Annotated in this window: 18 protein-coding genes; 13 read left to right on the plus strand and 5 right to left on the minus strand. The window is 74.4% G+C overall.

All coding sequences use genetic code 11. The features are described from left to right. Positions 1 to 11 precede the first annotated feature (11 nt). From dnaJ to dnaK, 3 genes are all read right to left on the minus strand, one after another. A complete protein-coding gene (dnaJ, locus tag ACFYPD_RS11115; RefSeq protein WP_387111431.1) occupies positions 12 to 1,193 on the minus strand; it encodes a molecular chaperone DnaJ in 1,182 nt (393 codons plus the stop codon). Between the two features lie 79 nt (positions 1,194 to 1,272). Further along, the gene (gene grpE / locus ACFYPD_RS11120; protein WP_387111434.1) at positions 1,273 to 2,031 is read right to left on the minus strand and encodes a nucleotide exchange factor GrpE; all 759 of its coding nucleotides are present in this window, start codon (positions 2,029 to 2,031) and stop codon (positions 1,273 to 1,275) included. 49 nt (positions 2,032 to 2,080) lie between these two features. Continuing rightward, entirely contained in the window at positions 2,081 to 3,943 is a 1,863-nt protein-coding gene (gene dnaK, locus ACFYPD_RS11125) for a molecular chaperone DnaK (protein ID WP_387111436.1), read from the minus strand. A gap of 208 nt (positions 3,944 to 4,151) precedes the next feature. Between dnaK and ACFYPD_RS11130 the strand changes: the two genes are divergently transcribed. The 3 genes from ACFYPD_RS11130 (at position 4,152) to ACFYPD_RS11140 (ending at position 8,957) form a co-directional block, all read left to right on the plus strand. After that, the gene (locus tag ACFYPD_RS11130) at positions 4,152 to 5,993 is read left to right on the plus strand and encodes an ABC transporter (protein ID WP_387111439.1); all 1,842 of its coding nucleotides are present in this window, start codon (positions 4,152 to 4,154) and stop codon (positions 5,991 to 5,993) included. Between the two features lie 17 nt (positions 5,994 to 6,010). Further along, positions 6,011 to 7,669, plus strand: a complete 1,659-nt coding sequence (locus tag ACFYPD_RS11135) for a GTPase (protein WP_387112350.1) — start codon at positions 6,011 to 6,013, stop codon at positions 7,667 to 7,669. Positions 7,670 to 7,736: 67 nt separating this feature from the next. Then, positions 7,737 to 8,957 carry a hypothetical protein gene (locus ACFYPD_RS11140; protein ID WP_387111441.1) on the plus strand — a complete coding sequence of 407 codons (1,221 nt, stop codon included), beginning with the start codon at positions 7,737 to 7,739 and terminating at the stop codon, positions 8,955 to 8,957. Between the two features lie 16 nt (positions 8,958 to 8,973). Here the strand turns inward: ACFYPD_RS11140 and ACFYPD_RS11145 are convergent, their stop codons facing one another. Continuing rightward, a complete protein-coding gene (locus ACFYPD_RS11145) occupies positions 8,974 to 9,729 on the minus strand; it encodes a hypothetical protein (RefSeq protein WP_387111444.1) in 756 nt (251 codons plus the stop codon). A gap of 487 nt (positions 9,730 to 10,216) precedes the next feature. On the opposite strand from ACFYPD_RS11145, the gene pdhA reads away from it, so the two are divergent. The 5 genes from pdhA (at position 10,217) to ACFYPD_RS11170 (ending at position 17,296) form a co-directional block, all read left to right on the plus strand. Then, positions 10,217 to 11,395, plus strand: coding sequence for a pyruvate dehydrogenase (acetyl-transferring) E1 component subunit alpha (pdhA, locus tag ACFYPD_RS11150; RefSeq protein WP_387111446.1), 1,179 nt, complete (start codon positions 10,217 to 10,219; stop codon positions 11,393 to 11,395). Beyond that, complete coding sequence (locus tag ACFYPD_RS11155) at positions 11,395 to 12,384, plus strand: alpha-ketoacid dehydrogenase subunit beta (RefSeq protein WP_387111448.1); 990 nt, start codon at positions 11,395 to 11,397, stop codon at positions 12,382 to 12,384. The genes pdhA and ACFYPD_RS11155 overlap by 1 nt, the downstream gene beginning before the upstream one ends. A 5-nt stretch (positions 12,385 to 12,389) precedes the next feature. Then, on the plus strand, positions 12,390 to 13,850 hold the full coding sequence (locus tag ACFYPD_RS11160) for a dihydrolipoamide acetyltransferase family protein (protein WP_387112353.1): 1,461 nt from the start codon (positions 12,390 to 12,392) through the stop codon (positions 13,848 to 13,850). Between the two features lie 223 nt (positions 13,851 to 14,073). Then, positions 14,074 to 14,211, plus strand: coding sequence for a hypothetical protein (locus ACFYPD_RS11165; protein WP_387111451.1), 138 nt, complete (start codon positions 14,074 to 14,076; stop codon positions 14,209 to 14,211). A 349-nt stretch (positions 14,212 to 14,560) separates the two neighbouring features. After that, positions 14,561 to 17,296 carry a hypothetical protein gene (locus ACFYPD_RS11170; RefSeq protein ID WP_387111454.1) on the plus strand — a complete coding sequence of 912 codons (2,736 nt, stop codon included), beginning with the start codon at positions 14,561 to 14,563 and terminating at the stop codon, positions 17,294 to 17,296. Between the two features lie 52 nt (positions 17,297 to 17,348). Here the strand turns inward: ACFYPD_RS11170 and ACFYPD_RS11175 are convergent, their stop codons facing one another. Then, positions 17,349 to 17,927: a TIGR03086 family metal-binding protein gene (locus tag ACFYPD_RS11175; RefSeq protein WP_387111457.1), complete on the minus strand. Its 579-nt coding sequence runs from the start codon at positions 17,925 to 17,927 to the stop codon at positions 17,349 to 17,351. Between the two features lie 87 nt (positions 17,928 to 18,014). Here ACFYPD_RS11175 and ACFYPD_RS11180 point away from each other — a divergent pair, with 87 nt between their 5' ends. The 5 genes from ACFYPD_RS11180 (at position 18,015) to ACFYPD_RS11200 (ending at position 21,318) form a co-directional block, all read left to right on the plus strand. Further along, positions 18,015 to 18,665 (plus strand): TetR/AcrR family transcriptional regulator, encoded by a 651-nt coding sequence (locus tag ACFYPD_RS11180; protein ID WP_387111460.1) that lies wholly within the window; start codon positions 18,015 to 18,017, stop codon positions 18,663 to 18,665. A gap of 70 nt (positions 18,666 to 18,735) precedes the next feature. Then, positions 18,736 to 18,867, plus strand: coding sequence for a hypothetical protein (locus ACFYPD_RS11185; protein ID WP_387112413.1), 132 nt, complete (start codon positions 18,736 to 18,738; stop codon positions 18,865 to 18,867). A 24-nt stretch (positions 18,868 to 18,891) separates the two neighbouring features. Then, on the plus strand, positions 18,892 to 20,523 hold the full coding sequence (locus tag ACFYPD_RS11190; protein ID WP_387111463.1) for a recombinase family protein: 1,632 nt from the start codon (positions 18,892 to 18,894) through the stop codon (positions 20,521 to 20,523). Beyond that, a complete protein-coding gene (locus ACFYPD_RS11195; RefSeq protein WP_387111467.1) occupies positions 20,498 to 20,845 on the plus strand; it encodes a hypothetical protein in 348 nt (115 codons plus the stop codon). The genes ACFYPD_RS11190 and ACFYPD_RS11195 overlap by 26 nt, the downstream gene beginning before the upstream one ends. Before the next feature lie 74 nt (positions 20,846 to 20,919). Beyond that, positions 20,920 to 21,318 (plus strand): hypothetical protein, encoded by a 399-nt coding sequence (locus tag ACFYPD_RS11200; protein WP_387111470.1) that lies wholly within the window; start codon positions 20,920 to 20,922, stop codon positions 21,316 to 21,318. The last annotated feature ends 26 nt before the right edge of the window (positions 21,319 to 21,344 follow it).

Consider the following 21,344-nt stretch of genomic DNA (forward strand, 5'->3'; position numbering starts at 1 on the left):
TCGTCACCCGGTCAACTGAATCGACGCACCCGCGCGTCGAGATGTTCCCGCGCGGCCGGCGGGGTCTGCTCCGCGAAGGTTTCCAGCGCCGCCCGCGCCTCGTCCGACAGCTTCGCGGGGACCACCACGTCGAGGGTGACCAGCAGGTCACCGGCGCGGCCGTCCCGGCGTACGACGCCCTTGCCCCGGGCGCGCAGCACCCTGCCGCTGGGCGTACCCGGCGGCACCCGCAGGGTCACCGTGCCGTCCAGGGTCGGCACCCGCAGATCCGTGCCGAGCACCGCCTCCGCGAACGTGATGGGCACGGTCAGGGTCAGGTCGTCCCCGGTGCGCCCGAACAGCTCGTCCGGGCGGACCTTGACGTGCACGAACAGGTCGCCCGCCGGGCCGCCCCGCTCGCCGGGCTCGCCCCGGCCAGCCAGCCGGATGCGCTGGCCGTCGGCCACTCCGGCCGGGAAACGCACGTTCAGCGTGCGGGTCTTGGTGACCCCGCCGGTGCCGTGGCACTCCGGGCACTTCTCCTCGACGACGGTGCCCACGCCCTGGCAGTTGCGGCACGGCTCGGAGAAGCTGAACGACCCCTGGTTGCGGGTGGTCACCCCGGCGCCGTGGCAGACCGGGCAGGCCACCGGCTGGGTGCCCGGCTTCGCCCCGTTGCCGTGGCAGGTCTCGCAGACCCCGGGGGCGCGCAGCGTCAACGGGAGGGTGACGCCACGGACCGCGTCGGGGAAGTCCAGAGCCACCTCGGTCTCGACGTCCCGGCCCCGGGCCGGGCCACGCGGACGGGCCGCGCCGCCGGCGCCCCCGCCCGTGAAGATCGAGCTGAACAGGTCACCCAGGCCACCACCGCCGAACCGAGCCTCGCCGCCGGCCGCCCCGCCGAACAGGTCGGAGACGTCGAACGGCATGCCGCCGGGCTGGCCCGCGCCCCGGGCGTTGCGCCGGAAGGCGCCGGAGCCGAAGAGCGACCGCATCTCGTCGTACTCGCGGCGCTTCTTCTCGTCGCCGAGCACGGCGTACGCCTCGGAGACGGTCTTGAACCGCTCCTCGGCCTTCGGGTCACCGGGGTTGTGGTCCGGGTGCGACTCCCGAGCCAGCTTCCGGTACGACTTCTTGATCTCGTCCGAGGAGGCGGACTTCTCCACGCCCAGCGCGGCGTAGTAGTCCTTCTCGATCCAGTCCTTGGAACTCACCGGTCCACCCCCTTCCACGGGACGTACCCCGGTCGTCCCGCCCGCCCGGCGTGGGCGGGCGGGACGTCACGGGTCGGCACTACTCGGGCTCGGCGACCGCGACCAGGGCGGGCCGCAGCAACCGTTCGCCGAGCTGGTAACCCCGGCGCATGACCTGCACGCAGGTCGGCTCGGTCACGTCGGCGGAGGTCTGGTGCGCCACCGCCTCGTGCCGGGTCGGGTCGAACGGGTCACCCTGCTCGCCGAACGCGGTCAGGCCGAACTTGGCCAGCGCGGTGGTGAGCTGCTCGGCCACGCTGCCGAACGGGCCCACCAGGTCGCCGTGCTCGCGGGCCCGGTCCAGGTCGTCGAGGATCGGCAACAGCGCGGTCAGCACCGTGCCGATCGCCTGCTCCTGGACCAGGCTGCGGTCCCGGTCGACCCGCTTGCGGTAGTTGGCGTACTCCGCCGACACCCGCTGGACGTCGCGGGTCCGCTCGTCCAGCTCGGCCCGGAGCGACTCCACCTCACCGCCGAGCGGCGCGTTCACGGCGGCGGACTCCTCGCTCGGCTGGGCCGGGGCGTCGACCACCGGCGGGCCGGAGACCGGGGCGTCGGACTCGCCCTCGATCTCGTCGACCACGACCTCGACCTCCTCGACCAGCCCCTCGGCGGGCGCGTCGGTCGCGGCGTCGGCGGCCGACGTGTCGGCCACCGACTGCTCGGTGGTCTTGCCGATCTTGCGCTTGTCACGGATGACGACGCGCGGCTCCTCGCCGGCGCCCTGCCCGGCGGTCGCGGAGCCACCCGGCGCCGACCCGGTGGACGCCGGGTCGGCGGCTCGTGGCTTCTCCGTCATGCGGCTACCTCATCCTTCTGCCGGCGAGAAACGTGTCCGGGACCGAAGGTCACTTCTTGTCCTCGTCCACGATCTCCGCGTCGACCACGTCGTCGGGGCCGCCGGCCTGCGCGCCGCCGGTCGCACCCGCGCCCGCGCCCGGCCCGGCCTCGCCCGGGGCACCCTGCTCGCCCTGCTGCTGCTGCGAGTAGAGCAGCGAGCCGGCCTGCTGGGAAACCTGCGCCAGCTTCTCGTGCGCGGCCTTGATCTTGTCGATGTCCTGGCCGCCGAGCGCGCTGCGCAGTTCGCCGAGCGCCTCGTTGAGCTGGTCGCGGTTCTCGGCGGGCAGCTTGTCGCCGCTCTCGGCGAGGAACTTCTCGGTCTGCCACTGGAGCGCCTCGGCCAGGTTGCGGGTCTCCGCCTCGTCGCGCCGGCGCTTGTCCTCGTCGGCGTGCTCCTCGGCGTCGCGGCGCATCCGCTCGATGTCGTCCTTCGGCAGCGAGGAGCCGCCGGTGATCGTCATCTTCTGTTCCTTGCCGGTGCCCAGGTCCTTGGCGTGCACGTTGACGATGCCGTTGGCGTCGATGTCGAAGGTGACCTCGATCTGCGGCACGCCGCGCGGCGCCGGCGGGAGGCCGGTCAGCTCGAAGGTGCCGAGCTTCTTGTTGTAGGCCGCGATCTCCCGCTCGCCCTGGAACACCTGGATCAGCACCGACGGCTGGTTGTCGTCGGCCGTGGTGAAGACCTCGGAGCGCTTGGTCGGGATGGTGGTGTTGCGCTCGATCAGCTTGGTGAAGATGCCGCCCTTGGTCTCGATGCCCAGGCTCAGCGGGGTCACGTCGAGCAGCAGGACGTCCTTGACCTCACCCTTGAGCACACCGGCCTGCAGGGCGGCGCCGACGGCGACGACCTCGTCCGGGTTGACGCCCTTGTTGGGCTCCTTGCCGGTGAGCTGCTTGACCAGGTCGGTCACGGCCGGCATCCGGGTCGAGCCGCCGACCAGGATGACGTGCTCGACGTCCGAGACCTTGATCCCGGCGTCCTTGACGGCCTGCTCGAACGGGCCCTTGCAACGGTCCAGCAGGTCCTGCGTCATCCGCTGGAACTCGGCGCGGCTCAGGGTCACGTCGAGGTGCAGCGGGCCCGCCGAACCGGCGGTGATGTACGGCAGGTTGATGTTGGTGGTGGTGGCGGCGGACAGCTCGATCTTGGCCTTCTCGGCCGCCTCCTTGAGCCGCTGCATGGCCATCTTGTCCTGGGACAGGTCGATGCCGTGCTCGCCGCGGAAGGTCTTCACCAGGTGGTCGATGATGCGCTGGTCCCAGTCGTCACCACCGAGGTGGTTGTCACCGCTGGTGGACTTGACCTCGATGACGCCCTCGGCCAGCTCCAGCAGCGAGACGTCGAAGGTGCCGCCACCCAGGTCGAAGACCAGGACGGTCTGCTCCTTGGAGCCCTTGTCGAGGCCGTACGCCAGGGCCGCCGCGGTCGGCTCGTTCACGATCCGCAGCACGTTGAAGCCGGCGATCTCACCGGCCTCCTTGGTGGCCTGCCGCTGGCCGTCGTTGAAGTAGGCCGGCACGGTGATGACCGCGTCGGTGATCTGCTCACCCAGGTACGCCTCGGCGTCCCGCTTGAGCTTCATCAGCGTGCGGGCCGAGATCTCCTGCGGGGTGTACTTCTTGCCGTCGATGTCGACGGTCCAGTTGGTGCCGATCTCCCGCTTGACCGACCGGATGGTCCGGTCCGGGTTGGTCACCGCCTGGCGCTTCGCGACCTCACCGACGAGCACCTCGCCGTTGCGGGCGAACGCGACGATCGAGGGGGTCGTCCGCGAGCCCTCCGCGTTGGCGATGACGGTGGGCTCACCGCCCTCGAGAACGCTGACGCAGGAGTTCGTCGTGCCGAGGTCGATGCCGACCGCACGTGCCATGTTCGCTTCCTCGCTTCATAACGGTGAGCAGGTCAAGGGGCCTGCCCGGCGGGTCGCCCGCAGCGACCGCACCACAAGTTGAGTGAACTTGACTCAATAGTGCCACGCCCCGGGCAATCTGCAAGTCCAGGTTGAGTCGACCCGACGCAACCTGACCGTTATTACCGTCCGGTTGTCTTACCTTGCATCGGTCGGGCACGCTTTAGCGGTGACGACGCACGGCGATCCCGCCACCCATGCCGGCGCGCCCGCCGTCGCAGCCCGCACCGGACCCGACGACGCCGGTGGGGACCTGCCCGCCGACGCGGCGGGGGGTCTGCCCGCCGCCCTCACCGGCCTGCGGGCCGCGATCGCGGCGGCCCGGTTCCCGCTCGCCCTGCCCTCGGCCGAGCCCGCCCGGCGCACCGCCGCCGGCCTCACCGACCAGCTCGACGACTATCTGCTGCCCCGGCTCGCCCGCCTCGACGCCCCGCTGCTCGTGGTGGTCGGCGGCTCGACCGGCGCCGGCAAGTCGACGCTGGTCAACAGCCTGGTCCAGGCACGGGTCAGCGCCGCCGGGGTGCTCCGCCCGACCACCCGCTCGCCGGTGCTGGTCTGCAACCCGGCCGACGCGGCCTGGTTCCGCCAGGGCGAGCTGCTGCCGGGCCTGACCCGCACCACCGAGCCGAGCGAGAACCCGGGCACCCTCCAGTTGGTCACCGCCCCCGCGCTCCCGGCCGGGCTGGCCTTCCTCGACGCGCCCGACATCGACTCGGTGGTCGACGCCAACCGGGCGCTCGCCGGTCAACTGCTGGCCGCCGCCGACCTCTGGCTCTTCGTCACCACGGCCGCCCGCTACGCCGACGCCGTCCCGTGGGAGCTGCTGCGCAGCGCCCGGGCCCGGGGCACGGCCGTCGCCATGGTCCTCGACCGGGTCCCCCCGGAGGCGGCCGACGAGATCGCCGCCCACCTGTCCGAGATGCTCGCCGCGCAGGATCTCGGCGCCGCGCCGCTGTTCGTCCTGCCGGAAACCTGGGTGGACGGGCAGGGCCTGCTCCCCGACAAGGTCACCGCCCCGCTCGCCGCCTGGTTCGCGCGGCTCGCCGCCGACGCCGAGGCCCGCTCGGCGGTGGTGCGGCAGACCCTCGACGGCGCGCTGGCCGCCCTGCACCCCACCGTGGGCGTGCTGGCCGACGCCGCCGACGAGCAGGTGGCCGCCGCCGATGCCCTGGACGAGCGCGTCCGGGCGGCGTACCGGGGGGCGGAGCGGACCGTCGACCAGGGGCTCAAGGACGGCCGGCTGCTCCGCGGCGAGGTGCTGGCCCGCTGGCAGGAGTTCGTCGGCACCGGCGAGTTCTTCCGCAGCCTGGAGGCGCGGATCGGCCGGCTGCGCGACCGGGTGGTGGCCGCGGTCACCGGCCGGCCGGCCCCGGCTGCCGAGCTGAGGAACGCCATCGAGTCGCAACTGGTCACGCTGCTGCGCGGGGTATCCGCCGAGGCGGCGGAGAACGCGTACACCGGGTGGAAGGCGCACCCGGCCGGGGCCGCGCTGCTCGACCCGGAGCTGGCGCACGCGTCGGCCGACCTCCCCGAGCGCGCCGAGCGGCTGGTCCGCGACTGGCAGCGCGGCGTGCTCGAGCTGGTCCGGGCGGAGGGCGGCGACCGCCGCTTCGTGGCCCGCACCGCCGCGTACGCGGTCAACGCCACCGGCCTGGCCGTCATGATCGCAGTCTTCGCGGCCACCGCCTTCATCCCGACCGGGCTGGAGGTCGCCACCGGCGCCGGCACCACGGTCGCCGCGCAGGCGGTGCTCCAGGCGATCTTCGGCGACCAGGCGGTCCGCAACCTGGCCAGCAGGGCGCGGGTGGACCTGCTGGACCGGATCGGCGCGCTGCTGACGGAGGAGGCCGACCGGTTCCTCGCCCGCACCGCCGAGGCGCGCCCGGCCGCCGAGACCGGCACCGAGCTGCGCCGGTCTGCCCGCGAGGTGGAGAAGGCCCGGCACCGCGCCGGCCTCTCCGGCACGCCGGGTGCGGCGTTGCCCGCCGCCGACCAGGGCGGGCGCGCGTGAGCAACATCGTCGGCCGGATGCGGGAGGCGTTCCGGGGCGGGCAGCGGGTCGACCCCGACGTCCTGATCGCGCGTCTCCAGGCGGTCCGGCGCTTCCTCGGCGCGGTCGACGGCCAGGTGCCCGACGCCCAACTGGTCGCCGCGCACACCGTGGTCGAGCGGGCCGGCACCCGGCTCGCCCTCTCCGGCCACCACACCGTGGTCGCGCTGGCCGGGGCGACCGGCAGCGGCAAGTCGAGCCTGTTCAACGCCCTCGCCCGGCTGGACCTCTCGCCGGTCGGCGTCCGCCGGCCGACCACCGGGGTGGCGCACGCCTGCGTCTGGGGGCAGCTCGACGGCGCGTCCCGGCTGCTCGACTGGATCGGGGTGCTGCCCCGGCACCGGTTCGTCCGGGAGAGCCCGCTGGACGGCGACGACGAGTCGGCCCTGCACGGCCTGGTCCTGCTGGACCTGCCCGACTTCGACTCGGTGCAGCGGACCCACCGGCTGGAGGTGGACCGGCTGCTCGGCCTGGTCGACCTGGTGGTGTGGGTGGTCGACCCGCAGAAGTACGCCGACCGGGTGATCCACACCAGCTACCTGCGCGAGTTCCACCGGCACCGCGACGTGACGGTGGTGGTGCTCAACCAGGCCGACCGGCTGCCTCCGGCCGAGCTGCCCCGCGTCCTCGGCGACCTGCGCCGGCTGCTCGACGCCGACGGGCTGGAGGGCGTGCCGCTGCTGCCCACGGTGGCGGTGGACCCGGCCGGGCTGGACGGACTCCGCGCCGAACTGGAGCGCACGGTCGCCGAGCGGCAGGCCGCGCTGCGCCGGCTGGCCGGCGACGTGGACGCCGTGGTGGCCGGGCTCGACCCGCTGGTCGGGCCGGAGCCGCCGCGCACCGGGCCGGGTGACTCCTCGGCACGGGAACTCACCACGGCGCTGGCCGGAGCGGCCGGGGTGCCGACCGTGGCCGAGGCGGTCGAGGGGGCGTACCGGCACCGGGCCGTCGGCAGCACCGGCTGGCCACTGGTCCGGGGCTGGCGGAAGCTGCGGCCGGACCCGCTGCGCCGGCTGCACCTGCCCGGCGGGAGCGCCGACGCGCCGGCGGAGAGCCTGGTCGCGGCCACCTCCGTACCCGATCCGACCGCCGCGCAGCGCTCGGCGCTCAACCTGGCCATCCGCGCGGTGGCCGACCGCTCCGCCGCCGACCTGCCGGCGCCCTGGCCGGCCGCGGTGACCGCCGCGGCCCGGTCCCGGCTGGCCGACCTGCCGGACGCGCTGGACCACGCGGTGGCCGCCACCGACCTGGGCATGGACCGCCGGCCGACCTGGTGGCGGGTGATCGGTGCGGTCCAGTGGCTGGTCACCCTCGCCGCGCTGGCCGGCCTGGGCTGGCTGGTGCTGGGCTACGCGCTGCGCATCCTCGGCCTGCCCGCCCTCGACTACCCGGAACTCGGCGAGGTGCCCTGGCCCACCGTGCTGCTGCTCGGCGGCCTGCTGGCCGGGCTGCTGGTGGCGGCGCTGACCCGGCCGGTGATCCGGTGGGCGGCGCGGCGCGCCCGCCGCCGGGCCGAGCAGCGGCTGCTCACCTCGGTGGGCAGCGTCGGCGAGAAGCACGTGCTGAACCCGGTCTGGGCGGTGCTGGCCCGCTACGGCGAGGCACGTGAGGCGCTGCGGGAGGCGGCCCGGGGCTGAGCCCCGGCGCGGAATGCCCGGCGTGCTGACCGGTGTCCGGGCGGGCCGGGCGGCGTAGGGTCGGTGCATGGCCACGCCACAGACCCCCTACGAGGCGGTGCTGCACGCCGCTCGCGACGTGACGAGGCTCGACTCCGCCCTGGACGCGGAGATGCTCGGCGCCGCGCTGCTCGGCAGCGTCTACGCCGTTGCCGAGACCGACCGGGACAACGCCGTCCGCGAGTTCGTGGCCGGCTTCCTCACCGCCACCTCGCGCCGCCGCAGCGCCGCCGCAACCACCATCCGCGCCGTCTTCGCCACCCTGGTGCCCGACGCCGAGGGCGCCGCCCGGGTCCGCCCCGGCGCGTACGCCCCGGGCTGGGTCGGCCAGCTCGGCCGGGTCCACCTCACCGGTGTCTGGTCGTACGGCGACGTGTACGGCGACCAGACCTCCTACCTGGCCACCTTCGCCTACGACGACGCCGAGGGCGGGCCGGAGCACGCCCTGGTGGCCCTGGTCGACCACAACATCGGGATCACCAAGGACGTGTTCGTGGGCGGTCCGGCCGCCCGGATCGTCGAGCAGGCCCGGGAGATCTGCACCCAGGACGAGTTCACCTGGTTCCGCACCGAGGACCCGGCCCGCATGCGCACCGAGGTGAGCCGCCACCTGGCGGTCACCGACGACCTCGGCGAACTGCCGGCGCAGGGCTCGCTGGCCACCGACCGGGCGCTGGTGGGCGCGCGGCTGGCCGCGCTGCCGGGCCCGGTGCCGGCGACGACGGCCGACGGCCCGTCGCTCACCGACGAGGCCCGGACCGGGCTGGTGCGGGCCTTCCTCGGCTCGCCGGAGGCGGTTCGCTTCGGCCTCGACCGGGTGGCCGACGGGGAGCTGGCCTCGCTGCACTTCTGCCTGGGGCTGCTGCTGGACCACGCGGCGAGCTTCCCGGACGCCGACCCGATGCGGTGGAGCCCGACGGTCGCTGAGCTGTTCCTGCTCGACTGGGTGCACCGGCGGGCCGTGCTGGACATGGACGACGCGGCCATGCTGCCCCGGGTGCTGCGCGGCTGGGCGGCGTACGCGGCCCGCCAGCGGGGGCTCGCGCCGGCGGCGGCCGCCCGCACGGACGAGGCGATCGAGGAGATGGTTCCGGAGTTCGCCCGGCTCTACAGCACGGGCGAGCGCCGCAGCCCGGCCACGGCCGCGGTCGCCCAACTCATCGCGGACGGCGTCGACCCGGACGATCCCGCGGCGCTGGACGCCTGGATCGAGGCGAACCGCCACCGCCTCACCGACGACCCGGCCTGACCCCGCCGGGAACGGGTCACGCTCCCGGTGCGGTCGGGGCCGTGGTGCCCGACGCCGTGGCGCTGGGGTGCGGGTCGTCGCGCGGGCTGAGCGTCGGCGTGGGCGACTCCTCCGGCGGTGTGCCGGTCGGTGACGGTGTGCCGTCGGGTGGCTCGGTCGTCGGGTCCGGGTCGTCGGTCGGCGACGGCTCGGGGGTCGCGGTGGGTTCGGCGGTCGGGCTGGGGCTCGGCTCCGGGGTGACCGGGTCGTCGGACGGCGTCGGCGAGGGCACCGGCGACGGGCGCGGCGGGCCGGCCGGCCTGGTCCGGGTGGGGCCGGGTGTCGGCACCGGCGCGGGAGCGGCCGGGCGGGACCGGTGCCGGGAGCCGAGGTCGCTGTCGTCCGGCAGGGCCGGGGCGGCCGGGAGCACCGGCGTCGCGGGCGGCACGGTGGAGGCTCCGGCGACCGGCGACGGGGTGGGCAGCAGCGGGGACTGGGTCCCCTCGGGCAGCGGGATCACCACCGGGCCGACCGAGGGGGTCGGGATGAACGGGGTGCTGCTGTCCGGGAGGGCGCTGTTCCCCACGGTGGCCGACCCGGCGCTGATCGCGGCGAGGATCGGCATGGACGCGGTGCCGGCCAGCAGCGCGACGGTGAACAGGTAGCCCCGGCTCGGGCCGCCCAAGCCCTGCGCGCGGTGGGCGCCGACCACCCGCCGGTAGCCGGATGGCGGCACCGCCCGGTGCCGGCCGAGGAACGGAGCACCCGGAGGACCCTCTGGCGGCTCGGACACCGGCACACTCCTCGTACGCGTCGACAGGGCGGGATCCCGGCGCAGACTAAAGGGACAAATGCCGCAGGGGGACCATCGCCAGCTTGAACCAGTGACGCTCAGTTCACCAGCCACCACAGCGTGTCGACACACAAATTGTCCGTCCTCCGAGAGCGACTCACCAGACAAATACGTCTATGGGTCGTGAACGAGTCGGAACGTCACCGGTGGCGGAGGCCGTACTGTGGGCCCGCTCACCTCCTCTGCAATCATTCAGGCACGACGGCAACGCAGCCGCCACCTCCGCGCACCCCGCGGCTGGTGCGGTACGGCGCCGGCGCTCCCGGGTCGGGCTCCTTCAACGGACCCGGCTCACGCCGCGCGGCAACCCTCACCGGGGCTAGGCGCGGCCGCCAGGGACCGGTCCGGCACCAGTCGGGTCGGGCGCACGATGTGCGCGGCACGGGTCACCCCCCGGCGCCGGCGCAGACCAGACAGGGAGAGACGGATGGCAAAGGGCGACCCCGGGGCCGCCACCCGCAGCAAGCGGGCCGCACCCCGTACCAAGCGCGCCGCCGCCACGGGCGAACCGGAGCTCGTGCAGCTGCTCACACCCGAGGGCGAGCGGATCGAGAGCGCGCTCGGCCCGGACGGGACCGAGTACCGCGTCGACTTCACCGACGAGGAGTACCGCGGGCTCTACCGCGACCTCGTGCTGGTCCGGAAGCTCGACGCCGAGGCCACGGCGCTCCAGCGCCAGGGCGAGCTGGGCCTCTGGGCCAGCCTGCTGGGCCAGGAGGCGGCGCAGGTCGGCTCCGGCCGGGCGCTGCGTACGCAGGACATGGCCTTCCCGACCTACCGGGAGCACGGCGTCCTCTACTGCCGGGGCATCGACCCGATCATGCCGCTCGGCCTGTTCCGCGGCGTCGACCAGGGCGGCTGGGACCCGAACGAGTTCAAGTTCAACATGTACACGATCGTCATCGGGGCGCAGACGCTGCACGCGACCGGGTACGCCATGGGTGTCGCCATGGACGGCAGGACCGGCAGCGACGAGGGCGAGGCGGTGATCGCCTACTTCGGTGACGGCGCCACCAGCCAGGGCGACGTCAACGAGGCGTTCGTCTGGGCCAGCGTCTTCAACACCCCGCTGGTGTTCTTCTGCCAGAACAACCAGTACGCCATCTCCGAGCCGCTGGAGCGGCAGACCCGCGTCCCGCTCTACCAGCGGGCCGGCGGCTTCGGCTTCCCCGGCGTCCGGGTGGACGGCAACGACGTGCTCGCGTCGTACGCGGTGACCCGGCACGCGCTGGACAACGCGCGGCACGGCCAGGGCCCGAGCCTCATCGAGGCGTACACCTACCGGATGGGCGCGCACACCACCTCCGACGACCCGACCCGCTACCGGATCGCCAGCGAGGTCGAGGCCTGGCAGGCCAAGGACCCGATCGCCCGGATGAAGGCGTTCCTCACCAGGCAGCAGATCGTCGACGAGTCGTTCTTCGCCGAGATCGACGAGCAGGCCCGCGCCGAGTCGGTGCACCTGCGCGAGCGGGTGCTCGCCATGCCCGACCCGGAGCCGGTGACCATGTTCGACCACGTCTACCCCAACGGGTCCCCCGAGCTCGACGAGCAGCGGGCCCAGTTCAGCAAGTACCTGGAGTCGTTCGAGGGGAGCGCCCACTGATGGCCACGGAGACGCTCACCCTCGGCAAGGCCCTCAACGCCGGCCTGCGCAAGGCCCTGGAGAACGACCCGAAGGTCGTCATCATGGGCGAGGACGTCGGCAAGCTCGGCGGCGTGTTCCGCATCACCGACGGCCTCCAGAAGGACTTCGGCGACCAGCGGGTGATCGACACCCCGCTCGCCGAGTCCGGCATCATCGGCACCGCGGTCGGCCTGGCCATCCGCGGCTTCCGGCCGGTCTGCGAGATCCAGTTCGACGGCTTCGTCTACCCGGCGTACGACCAGATCGTGTCGCAGGTCGCGAAGATGCACTACCGCTCGCAGGGCAAGGTGCGGATCCCGATGGTCATCCGGATCCCGTACGGCGGCGGCATCGGCGCGGTCGAGCACCACTCGGAGTCGCCCGAGGCGTACTTCTCGCACACCGCCGGCCTGAAGGTCGTCACCTGCGCGAACCCGCAGGACGGCTACTCGATGATCCAGCAGGCCATCGCCTCCGACGACCCGATCGTCTTCCTGGAGCCGAAGCGTCGCTACTGGGAGAAGGGCCCGGTCGAGCTGGACGCCCCGCTGACCGACGCGTACCCGCTGCACGCCGCCCGGGTCGCCCGGCCGGGCACCGACGCCACCGTGCTGGCGTACGGCCCGATGGTGCGCACCGCCCTGGACGCGGCCACCGCCGCCGCCGAGGACGGCCGGGAGTTGGAGGTCATCGACCTGCGCACCCTCTCCCCCCTGGACCTGACCGCCGCGTACGAGTCGGTGAAGCGCACCGGCCGCTGCGTGGTCGTCCACGAGGCCCCGGGCAACCTGGGCCTGGGGTCGGAGATCGCCGCCCGGATCACCGAGGAGTGCTTCTACTCCCTGGAGTCCCCGGTGCTGCGGGTCACCGGCTTCGACACCCCCTACCCGGCCGCCCGGGTGGAGGAGGAGTACCTGCCCGACCTCGACCGGGTGCTCGACGCCGTCGACCGCACCTTCGGCTGGTGAGCGGCATGTCGCGGATCAAGGAGTTCAACCTCCCCGACCTGGGCGAGGGCCTGACCGAGGGCGAGATTCTCGCCTGGCTGGTCAAGGTGGGCGACGACATCGAGCTGAATCAGCCGATCGTCGAGGTGGAGACCGCCAAGGCGGCGGTCGAGATCCCGGCGAAGTGGGCCGGCCGGGTGCAGGCGATCTTCCACCCGGAGGGCGCCACGGTCGAGGTCGGCAGCCCGATCATCGCGATCGACACCGACCCGAGCGCCGGGCCGATCGAGCAGTCGACGACCGGTGCGCCGGCCGCCGACCTGCCCACCCCGTCGGCGGCCTCGCTGGCCGCCGTCGAGGTCGCGCCGGAGGAGGGCATGGTCGAGCCGGGCCTGATCGGCGGTGTGGCGCCCGGTGGGCGTACCGCCGTGCTGGTCGGCTACGGCCCGCGGAACGCGCCGGCCAAGCGGCGGCCGCGCAAGGGCGGCGTCCCGGCCCAGGCCGCGGCGGCCCCGACCGCCCCGGTCCAGCCCGCCCCGGCGCCGGTGGTCCCGGTGCCGGCCGCCCCGGCGGTGAACGGCAACGGCCGGGCGACCGGCGCCGTGCTGGCCAAGCCGCCGGTCCGCAAGCTCGCCAAGGACCTCGGCGTCGACCTCGCCGCGCTGACCGGGTCGGGCCCGCTGGGCTCGATCACCCGGGAGGACGTACAGCGGGCGGCGGCGGCCCCGGCGGCGGCCGAGCCGCTGACGGTCGCGGCGCCGGCCACGGTCGCCGCGAGCTTCGGCGCCGACCGCGAGCAGCGCATCCCGGTCAAGGGCGTACGCAAGCTCACCGCGGAGAACATGGCCCGCTCGGCGTTCACCGCCCCGCACGTCACGGAGTTCCTGACCGTCGACGTGACCCGGGCCATGAAAGCCCTGGACCGGCTCCGCGAGCGGCGCGAGTGGCGGGACGTGCGGGTCTCGCCGCTGCTGCTGGTGGCCAAGGCGGTGCTGCTGGCGGTCAAGCGTCACCCGATGGTCAACTCGACCTGGGCCGGCGACGAGATCGTGGTCAAGGACTACGTGAACCTGGGCATCGCGGCGGCCACCGAGCGTGGCCTGATCGTGCCGAACATCAAGGACGCCGGCCGGCTTTCGCTGCGCGAGCTGGCGGACGCGATGACCGCGCTCGTCCAGACCGCCAAGGCGGGGAAGACCTCGCCGGCCGACATGTCCGGCGGCACGCTGACCATCACCAACGTCGGCGTCTTCGGCGTCGACACCGGCACCCCGATCCTGCCTCCGGGCGAGTCCGCGATCCTCGCCTTCGGCGCGGTGCGGGAGCTGCCCTGGGTGCACAAGGGCAAGGTCAAGCCGCGCCTGGTCACCACGCTGGGCCTCTCCTTCGACCACCGGATCATCGACGGTGAGCTCGGCTCGAAGTTCCTCCGCGACATCGGGGACTTCCTGGCCGATCCGGAGGCGGCGCTGCTCGCCTGGACCTGACGGTCGCATCGCACCAGGCCACGGCCGGTGTGCCCGGGGTGATCGCCCGGCACACCGGCCGTTGCCGTTGGGGAACGAAACGTCGGGCCGAAGGGGCACCTGACCTACGATCCGTAGGTACGTGGCTCAGCTCACCTAACAATCGATGGAAGTTCGCGGCGTTCTGCGGTTCAATAGACACATCAAGGGGCTGACAACCGAATAGCCAGGAGGAGAGACCCAGATGAGCATGATCGAGCGAATCCGCAACCGCCGCGACGCCAACCGCCGCGCCCGTGCCATCGAGCACGCGCTGCGTTCCGCCAACTCGCCGGCCGTCCGCGAGGAGCTTCTCGCCATCGCCCAGCGTCACATCAGCTGACGCCCCCCTACTTTCCTCACCTCCTCCAGTTCGAAGACCCGCCCGGGCCCACCGGGCGGGTCTTCGGCGTTTCACGTCGATTGACACCGGGATTCCACCCCGCCGCACCGCCCGGTACGGTGGGGCTCGGTCGCCAACCGCCCGCCGCCGGACCGATCGCCTCGAGAGCAACCGATCGATATCGTCCGGTGACGTTCGGTGACGGCCCGTGCTCCCCCGGGCGCCTCCGGGCGGCCACCGGATACGGTGCGGGGAGCCCGCACGGCCGGTACCTGCCGGCGACGCCGGCAGCCATGCCGACGGTCCCGATCGGCATCGGCGGCCGACATGTGATGGAGGAGGCGCACCCATGACGTCCGAGGCCCCGCACCGCCCCGGCCAGGAGCCGGGCGAGGTGTCGCCGGGCGCCGGCGGACCGGTGCCGTACGGCGACCGCCCGGCGCAGCAGGACAACGGGTACGGCGCACCCGACCTCGGCTGGGCCCCGCCCCCGCCGGCCGGTCGGCCCGCGCAGCCGGCCCCCGCCTGGGCCGCGGCCGACGACCAGCCCCCCGCCTGGACACCGCCGGGCGGCCAGCCCGCCGCCGGCCGGGCCACCGCCCAGGTGCCGCCGCCGGCCGAGCCGGGCGACTGGGGCGCCGCGCAGCCCGCCTGGGCCGCTCCGGAGCAGTCCGCCCCGGCCTGGGGAGCTCCCGACCAGGGAGCACCGGCCTGGGGCGCCCCCGAGCAGGCCGCCCCCCAGCGCAGCGCCGAGCCGGGGCCGCCCGCCTGGGCCGCCGCCCCGCCGGACAACCCTGCCGAGTCGGCCCCGCCGGCCTGGGCGAACGAGCAGGGCGGGCCCGCCTGGGGCGCCGCCCCGGCCCCGTCCGGTGAGCAGCCGGCCTGGGCGCAGGCCGGCGAGCCGGGTGCCCGCGGCGCCGCCCAGGTGCCCGCGCCCGCCACCGTGCCGAACGAGTCGTGGGCGACCCCCGCCGGGCAGGACGACCCGAACCGCTCCGGCGGGTGGAACCCGGCGACCGGGCAGCAGGACGACGACCCGGGCCGCTCCGGCGGCTGGCGCGCGGCGCAGGAGGACAACTCCGGCGGTTGGGCCGTCGGGGCCGCCGCCCAGCAGCAGGACGACCAGCCCGCCTGGGGTCAGCAGGGCGAGCAGGGCTGGTCGCCGGCCGAGCCGACCGCCCGCGCCGCCGCGAAGGTCTCCGTCCCGGGTGCCGCCCGGCCCGAGAGCGCCTGGCCGGCGCAGGATGATCAGGGCCACCCGGGCGGTTGGAACAGCCAGACCGCGTCGCCGGGCGAGGACCAGGGCCACGCCGGCGGCTGGCAGCACGGCCCGGCCGCATCGCAGGACGACGATCCGGACCGCTCCGGCGGCTGGGCCGCGGGCCGGTCCGCCGGCGCCGCCGAGGCGCCGCAGCCCTCCGCCTGGGGCGGCCCCGAGGAGCAGCGTCCGGCGGCCGCGTGGGGCGGCGCCGCGGCGGTGCCGCAGCAGCGTGAGCCGGAGCGGCCGGCGGACGAGCCGAGGCAGCCCGGCTGGGGTTCCGCCGCCGTGCCGGCGCCGGCCCGGGCCAGCGCGTCCGTCCCGTCCCCCGACTCGCCGCCCGCCTGGGCCGGCAACCAGGACAACCAGGGGCAGTGGACGCGCGAGCGTCCGGCCGTCCCGGAGGCCGAGCCGTGGGCGCCCGGCGAGGCGTGGGGCCGCGCCGCCGAGGCCCCGCCCGAGCAGTCCGCGTCGCCGGGTTGGGAGCCGATCCGCGCCGACGACGGGCCGATCTACCAGCCGGCGCCGGGCCCGGGGATCTCCCCGGCCAACGCGGTGCCGCTGCCGCCCCAGGAGCAGCGCGTGCCGGGCGCCGCCCTGGCCGCCGCGCCGCCCGCCGACTACGCGCCGTTCACGCCGAGCGGCGAGCCGGGCGACCGCAACCCGCAGGCGTACGAGCCGGAGTCGGCCGCCGACGCCGGCTGGGGTACGCCCGGTCCGGCGCACGAGGAGCCGCAGTCGCCGGCCGGGCCGATGGTGCCCGGGCCGCGTACCTCGCCGGAGGCCGGCGCGGGCGGTGCCGTCTCGGCCAGCGCCTCGGTGCCGATGACCAGCCGGGTCACGCCTCCGGCCGACCAGCCGCTGCCCACGGGCGGGGCGCCCGTCCCGCAGCCGCGCGTCTACGGCCGGCCCGCCCGTTCGGAGCCGGAGGAGGCGCCCGGGCAGGACGGCCCGAACGGCTTCGCCGAGCCGGGCCCGCACTCCCGGGCGGACGAGTCGGACCGCCCGCACGGATACACCGACGCGCCCCCGGTGCACTCGGCCCCGCCGCCCTCGCCCGCCGCCCCGCCGCCGTTCCCGCCCGGCGTGCCGTCCTTCGTGGACCCGCCGGGCAACAACCGGCCGGTCAACGGGGTGCACCCGCACAACGGCGAGCGCCCGGGCGGGCCGCACGACCCGTTCGGCGGCCCCGGGGGCACCCACGAGCCGTTCGGCGCTCCCGGTGGGCACCAGGACCCGTTCGGCGGCCCCCCCGGCCACCGCGACCAGTTCGGCGGGCCGGGCGGGCCCGGTGAGCCGTTCGGCGGGCCGGCCGGCGGCCGCGCCTCGGTGGGCGTACCGGGGCAGGGGCCGACGGGCGAGCCGGGCGGCTTCCCGCCCGCGTTCCCGCCGCCGCCCCAGCAGGGCCCGCCGGCCTGGCCGCAGGCGGCTCCGGGCGGCGACCCGGACCACGGCCGCTTCGAGGCGTTCAAGCCGGACGCGGAGCCGAAGACCGAGGCGCCCGCGCCGAAGGTGCGCAACGGCCGGGTGCTGGCCCTGGTGCTGATCGCCGCGGTGCTCATCCTCGCCGTGCCGCTCGGCCTGCTCACCCTGCTCGGCAAGATCGGCGGGGACGACAAGCCGGCGGCCTTCGACCCGGCGGTGGGTTCCTGCGTGAAGCAGTCCGGCACGACCGCCGAGGCGGCCAACTGCGGCGAGCAGGGGGCGTTCACCGTGGTGTCGAAGGTGGACAGCAAGGACAAGTGCGCCGACCCGGCGCAGCCCCAGGTGGTCCTTCCCGGCGACGGGACCAACCGGGTGCTCTGCCTCAAGCCGGCCGGCCAGTAGCGACTCGCAACGACGGCGGGGCCACGATGATCCGTGGCCCCGCCGTCGTTCGTCACTTGTGCCAGTGGGGGTCGCGACCGAGATAGGCCAGCAGGGCGGCCACCGGGTCGGCACCGGTCTCCGCGGGCAGCGCGGCGGCGTACGCGAATCCGCGCAGCGGCTCGGCGGTCGCCCGGGCCGCCGGCATGAGCTGTTCGGCCAGCTCGGCGGTGAGCGGGGCCGGCTGCCCAGTGGCCACCGCGACGTCCCAGGCGTGGATCGCGGCGTCCAGCGCGCAGGCCGCGGCGGCGAGCTGCGGGTCCATGGTCGGCACGGGCGGCAGCGGCGTGCCGACCGGACCGGCGGCCGGGTCGACCCGCGCCCACGCGGCGGTGGCGGCCTCGACCGCGCTCCGGACGACGCTCTGGACGCCCTCGTCGTGGCCGCGCGGCGGGTCGAACGGGTTGTACGCCGGCATCGTGCCGGTGCCGACGGACGCCGCCCACGCGTGCTGGTCACCGGCGGCGTGCATGAGCACCTGCCCGACGGTCCACTCGGCGCACGGGGTCGGGTCGTCGAGCCGGTCGGCCGGCACCCCCTCGGCGGCGCGGCGCAGGAGGTCGAGAGCGGTGGTGAGGACGGGGAAGCTCACGAGGCCGGTCCTTTCGGGGAACGGAATGTTTCGTTCCGTTCCAGCTTAACAGAACGGAACGATCCGTTCCACTGCTATCGTCGACCCATGTCCGAACCCGAGACCGGCCCGCTCAGCGGCCGCCGCGCCCAGGCGGCCCGCAACGACACCCGCATCCTCGACGCCGCCCGCGAGGTCTTCCTGGCCGACCCCGAAGCGCCGGTCTCGGCCGTGGCCGCCCGTGCCGGCGTCGGCATCAGCGCCCTCTACCGGCGCCACCCCAGCAAGCAGGACCTGCTGCGCGCCCTCGCGGCCGACGGCCTGGCCCGCTACATCGCCGACCTGGAGGACGCGCTCTCCGCCGAGGCGCCGCCCTGGGACGCCTACGTCGCCTGCCTGCACCGGGTCGTCGAGGGCGGCGGCCAGGCCCTCGCGCAGCGGCTGGCCGGCACGTTCGCCCCCACCCCGGAGCTGAGCCGCATGGCCGAACGGGCGACCCGGCTGGCCGACACGCTCCTCGACCGGGTACGCCGGTCCGGCGACCTGCGCGACGACGTCAGCGGGGCCGACATCGTGCTGCTGCTGGAGACCGTCATGCTGGTCGACCTCCCCGGCGCCGACCGGGGGGCCGCGCTGCGACACCGCTACCTCACCCTGCTGCTCCAGGCCCTGCACAATCCCGTCGAGGCCCCGCTCCCCGGCGCCCCGGCCCGGCAGGAGGACCTGGTGGCCCGCTGGCGAAGCCGGTCCGACGGGTGACCGCCGGAAGGTGTCGCTCTTCACCGCCCCATCGGGCCGGCGGCCGCCGGCCGTGCGGCACGATGGGGGCATGAGCGCACGAGTACGGGCACCCGAGCTGCGCGGCCGCGGCTGGCTGAACACCGGCGGCAGGGACATCACCCTGGCCGACCTGCGCGGCAAGATCGTCCTGTTGGATTTCTGGACGTCTCGGACGGTCTAACGAACTCGTGGTACGGTGCGCCGCGTGACCCCCCACGAGATACCCGACCCCTCGCGCTGCTGCGCCCTCTACCGGCGCAGATCCCATAAGAACGCCGACGGCGACGCGCGTAACGGCCGGTCGCTTGCCGAGCAGGAATCAGAGCTACGCGACCTCGCCGCTCGCCTCGGGCTCGTCGTCGTCGCCGACTACGTCGAGCGCGAAGGTACGGGGGCCTCGCGCTTTTCCATAAAGGCCCGCCCCCAGTGGCAAAAGGCCCTGGACGACCTGCGGGCCGGCGACCGCTTCCGAACCGTCCTCGCGTGGTCGCTGGACCGCGCCGACCGCCGAGGCGCTGTCGAGATCGGAAAACTCCTCGACGAGCACGCCGACGGCTCTCGGCGCATCGTCGGGGCCGACGGAACCGACACGGGCGACGCCCGCCGCAGGCTTGAGCTGATCATCCGCGCAGAGATCGCCCGCGAAGAGGTTGAGAACCTGTCCAAGCGCGTCGGCCGGGCGAAGAAGTATCGCCGCGCCGAGGGTGCATGGCTGGGAGGCGCGGCACCGTTCGGCCTGCGCATCGCCGACGGCAAGCTCGCCCACGACCCGGAGACGTACCCGGTCGCTCGGCGCATCGCCGACGAACTGCTAGCCGGCTCGACGATCTGGCAAACCGTGAAGGGCCTCAACGCAGACGGCATCCCGTCGCCGCGCGGTAAGACCTGGGGAATCGGCAGCGTGGGCGCGCTGGTGCGCTCGCCCGGCTGGGCCGGCCTCCAGTCCATCCGTGAGCGGACGCCCGCTGGACGCTGGGCCTACGTGGCCGAGCCTTACCGGGACGAGCGGGGCCAGACCGTCAGCGTCGGCGAGGGCGTGGTCACCGCCGGCGAGCGTGCCCGCATCCTGCGCGCGATCGACGCCCGCTCGGCGACCGTCGCCCAGCGCGGGCAGTTCGTCCGACGCGGCGACCGCCGCTCGTCGACCGTCCTCGCCGACGTCCTGCGCTGCGGCGAATGCGGGGGCCGGACCTCGCAGAGCGGGGCCACCGGCAGGAAGGTTTACCGCTGCGGCAACTACGGCAACGGCAAGACGTGCGCCGGCTTTACGGCCCCGCTCGCCGAGACGGACGAGGCCGTGTCCCTCGCGTTCCTGTTGCGCCTTGCCACCCTGGAGCCCGGCGACCCGCTGCTAGACGCCGTCGCGGACGCGTGGGTAGCTCGCGTCGCCCCTGACGATCTCGTCGCCCGCGACGCCGCACAGGACACCCTGGACAGCGCCCGCGCTGATCTCGCCCGCGTGCGCCGCCTCGTGGCCGCTGGCACGTTCACCGACGACGACGCCGCCGAGGTTATGCCCGAGCTTCGCGCGAAGGTCCAAGCCGCCGAGGACGCCCTTGCCCGTATCCCGATTCCTGAAGCTGATATCTCACCCCTCCTCGACCTGGCGCAGAGCGTCCCGGCGTGGTTTGACCTCCCCGAGGCCGAGCGTCGCGGCCTGCTGGGCCTCGCCGTCGCCGAGGTCACCGCGACCCGCGCCGGTACCCGCGGCGTGCGATTCAAGCCCGCCGAGCGGCTGCTGATCACCTGGGCCGACGGGACGACGTCCCGCCCGGCCCCGTCCACCCGTTCCGTCACCCGAGGAGCCCCCGATGCCTTGGCGCCCGCAGCCCGCTGACCTCGTCTACGCCCCGCCGAGCTACCCGTCGCACGACTACAAGGGCGAGGGGGAGATCTTCACTATCCGGCTCGGCGACGAGATCGTCGGCCACCTCACGCGCAAGGTCGGCGACTGGACGGCCCTCGGCTTCCTGCCCCGCCCCAGCCTGTCCGCCGACGCCGACATCATCCGCGTGATGGTGTACGACATCCTGCGCCAGTTCGCCCGCGACGGGCGGCCCATGGTCGACGCGTGGGCCGAGGTCCTGAACTACACCCAGCACGACGCGCCGGTGAGGGCGCCCCTGGAGGGCTTCCGCCATCCGCTCGCGGACGAATAGCCCCTCGGGCCGGTACCACGCATCGACATTGGCTGCTAGGCAATGTCATGTTTGGGATAGATCGACTTCGAGGCGTGCTTGCGACCATGCACTCCGTACCCATGAAGGGTATCGGTCGCTACTGGGGATATTTGGCTTTCATCCTTCTCATCTCCGGCCTGTGGACGCGCAGCATGGGGCCGGCAGCCCTGATCCTGCTCTCAGGTGTGGTCACGTTTTACTTCCTGCTGCAGGCGCCGCTTTGGTGTGCAGCGATCAACCGCGACGGGACTCTGTGCCGCAACAACTCGTCAGGTCTCCTGTTGGGGTGTAGGCACCGGCAGCACAAGTTCCAAAAGCTGAAGATGAGGGTCGTTCCCCAGGGCTGGGCGCGAATGAACCGCGACCTCTGGACCTCTCCCCGCCAAGGTCTGGCGACCCTGGGCCTGCTTGTCGGCATCTTCTCCGGGATTGCCGGAGTGGTCCTCAAATAGGGAGTGACCGTGAGCCGCGTCGATCG

It is taken from the genome of Micromonospora sp. NPDC005299 (genome assembly GCF_042872345.1).
In the GTDB taxonomy this organism is placed as follows: domain Bacteria; phylum Actinomycetota; class Actinomycetes; order Mycobacteriales; family Micromonosporaceae; genus Micromonospora.